We start from the raw sequence: 3449 nt of genomic DNA, 5'->3' as shown, positions 1-3449 counted from the left end.
CATCAATCGCCTCAAGCGGTTCCGTCGGTTCGCTACTCGCTACGAAAAGACCGCCCGCAACTACCTCGCCATGGCGCTGATCGCCTGTATCCTCATCTGGATCGGGGTTTGAAAACAGGCCCTAGTATCAGCTATCGGTAGAAGGTGAGTCGTGACTGTCATCCCAAGCGAAGCGAGGGATCTCCTGCGATTGGCGTACTGTGTGTCCCACGCGGGAGATCCCTCGCTGCGCTTGGGATGACAGCCGGCAGCGCGGCCTTGCGCCCCGCCCTGACAGCTCCACCGCTGTCGTCTCGCTGCGCTCGGGATGACAGCGGTGGTCCTCTTTCGTGACTTGCCCCGCGGCCTCAGTCGGCGGCGCCGGCAGCGGCGGCCTGGATCGGCCGCTGCGCGGTGTTGTCCTGGCGCGTCGGGGTTTCCTCCACCGGCAACCCGGCGAAGCGGCGCAGCGCCCGGGCCATCTGCACACGGCCGCCGACGCCGGTGATCACCACGTCCACCATCGCGAACGAGGAATGGAAGTGGCCGCGCGCCTTCAGCTGCTCGACCGGCACGCCTTCAGCGGCCATGGCCTCGGCGTAGGCAACGCCCTCGTCACGCAGCGGATCGAACTCGCAGGTGACGACCATCGCCGGCGGCAGGCCCGCCAGCTTGCCGCGCAGCGGCGAGACGCGCGGGTCGGTGCGGTCGGCGGGCGAGCAGTACAGGTCCCAGAACCAGTACATCAGCGAGCGCGTCAGGAAGTAGCCGGTCGCGTTGTCGACGTAGGAGGGCCGATCGAAGGTGCAGTCGGTGACCGGGCATATCAGCAGCTGGCCGGCGATCTGCGGGCCGCCGCGGTCGCGCGCCATCTGGCAGGTGACGGCGGCCATGTTGCCGCCGGCGCTCCAGCCGGCCACGGATACCGGCCCCGGCCGGCCGCCCAGCTCGGCCGCATGCCCGGCGATCCAGCACAGGGCGGCGTAGCTGTCCTCGGCCGCGGTCGGGAAGCGATGCTCCGGCGCGTGCCGGTAACCGACGCTGACGAAGGCCATGCCCGTGCGCCGGCACAGGTCGCGGCAGAGCGGATCGTCGGACTGCTCGTCGCCCAGCACCCAGCCGCCGCCGTGGAAGTAGACCACGATCGGGTGCGGCCCCGGCGTCGACGGCCGGTACAGCCGGTACGGCAGCGGACCGTCGGTGCCGGGCAGCGTGCCGTCAACGACCTCGCCGACCGGCCGGCCGGCCGGGCGCGTGGCGTTGAACTGGGCCAGGAAGTCACGCGCGCCCTGGGCGCCGAAGGATTCCAGCGGCGGCAGGTTCATGCTGGCGAGCAGATTCAGCACCAGGCGCACATCGGGCTGCAGGCGCACGATCTCGCCGTCGTTGCACTGCTCCGCGCCGTTGGGGCCGGTGAGCCGGAAGCCCAGCATGCCGCGCTCGACGACCTCGTTGCAGATGCCGCGATAGGGGCCGACACCGCCGGTGTAGGGCATCACGCCCTGCGGCTTGCCCGGCACGTTGGCACCCGTGTACCAGGTGTTGGCCAGGCGATGCAGCGTGATCATCGAGCAGTCGGCGTTGTGCCGCTGCCAGCCGTCCTGCGCGGTGTCGGTGGCCTCGATCGTGGTGAAGCCGGCCTCGCGCATGGCGACCAGGCGGTCGGTGATCCAGTCGACGTGCTGCTCGATCGACACCATCATGTTCGACAGCACCGACGGGCTTCCCGGCCCGGTGATCATGAACAGGTTGGGGAAGCCGGCCACGGTGAGGCCGAGATAGGTCTGCGGGCCATGCTCCCAGGCTTCCGCGATCGACTTGCCGCCGCGGCCTGAGATCGGATGGACGGCGGTGATGGCGCCGGTCATCGCGTCGAAGCCGGTGGCGAAGACGATCGCGTCGACGTCGACCGTGCGGCTGTCGGTCCTGATGCCGCTCGCCGTGATCGACTTGATCGGCTCGCGCCGCAGGTTCACCAGCGTGACGTTGGGGCGGTTGTAGGTGGCGTAGTAGCCGGTATCGAGGCAGGGCCGTTTCGAGCCGAAGGGGTGGTCGCGCGGGGTGAGCGCCTCGGCCGTCTCGGGATCCTTGACCACGGCACGGACCTTCTCGCGCAGCAGGTCGGCGACCAGGGTGTTGCCGTCGACATCGACGGCCTGGTCGGCCCAGAGCTGGGTCAGCATGACCACCAGGTCGCCGGCGGCCCACGCCTTCTCGAAGCGCTCGCGCCGCTCGGCATCGCTCAGCTGCCAGCTGAAGTCGGTGGCCGGCGGCAGCGGCACGCCGGCCATCGACCAGCGCGCCTGCTCGCGGAATGCCGGGACGTCCTTCTGCAGCATCTCCACGCGGTCGGCCGGCGAGGGGCCGTTATGCGCCGGCAGCGCGAAGTTCGGCGTGCGCTGGAACACGGTGAGATGGGCCGCCTGCTGCGCGATCAACGGGATCGACTGGATCGCCGACGAGCCGGTGCCGATCACGGCCACGCGCTTGCCGGTGAAGTCCACTGGCTCGTGCGGCCAGCGGCCGGTGAAATAGACCTCGCCCTTGAAGTCCTTGAAGCCCTCGATCTCCGGCGGCTTGGGGGCGGAGAGGCAGCCGCTGGCCATGACGTAGTAGCGGCAGGACACCGGCGCGCCGCTGCTGGTCGTGAGCAGCCAGCGCTGCGTGCCGTCATCCCATGTCGCGGCCGAGACCGTGGTGCCGAAGCGGATGTCACGGCGCAGGTCGTAGCGGTCGGCGACGAAGCCGAGATAGCGCAGGATCTCGGGCTGGGTGGCGTATTTCTCCGACCACGTCCAGGCCTTCTCCAGCTCGGGATCCCAGGTGTAGCTGTAATCGCTGGTCTGGATGTCGCAGCGCGCGCCGGGATACCGGTTCCAGTACCACGTGCCGCCGACATCGTTGCCGGACTCCAGCCCGATCGCGGAAAGCCCTGCCTTGCGCAGCCGATGGAGCAGATACAGGCCGGCAAAGCCGGCTCCCACCACGGCGACGTCCGCGTGCTGCGCGCCGCTTGCGCCTGCTGCATTTGCCATTGTTTCCTCCTTTGACTGATACCGATCTTGCCTTGACGTCCGGGATCGGCCGCTGCCCGTGCCGTGCTATTCGCGGCATAGGCGCCACGCCGTCCGGGAAACCGCGCGTGCATCAAGAGCGCGCTGCACGCCACGACGGGATTTCGATCAAGCGATAGAATCAGTGGCAATTCAAGCATCAATAAGGGGTGCTGATACAGCTGTCATCCCGAGCGCCCCCGTGGAGAGGAGTCCAGGAGTGGCGCCCGGATCGTTCGCTTCGCTCGAAGCTTGTGATCTTGTCCTCTCCAGAGGGCAGGGCGATCGCTTCTGTCATCCTTATATGAGCATTTGGAAGTCAAGAGGCATTCATCGACAAAGCATCCCTTTGTTTGATCGGCACAGACCATCCCTTCGTCCCGACCATGAAGATTGCAGAGCGCCGCGCGCAAGACG

General features: G+C 68.0%; 1 protein-coding gene. It reads right to left on the bottom strand.

Translation table 11 applies throughout. The annotated features are described in order from the left end of the window. Positions 1-347 precede the first annotated feature (347 nt). The gene (locus tag FHP25_RS40375) at positions 348-3014 is read right to left on the bottom strand and encodes a flavin-containing monooxygenase (RefSeq protein ID WP_147852670.1); all 2667 of its coding nucleotides are present in this window, start codon (positions 3012-3014) and stop codon (positions 348-350) included. Between the last annotated feature and the right edge of the window lie 435 nt (positions 3015-3449).

The organism is Vineibacter terrae (assembly GCF_008039615.1).
GTDB classification, from domain to species: domain Bacteria; phylum Pseudomonadota; class Alphaproteobacteria; order Reyranellales; family Reyranellaceae; genus Vineibacter; species Vineibacter terrae.
The sequence above is the reverse complement of the archived record's forward strand: the minus strand, read 5'-3'. Positions and strand labels throughout refer to the sequence as shown.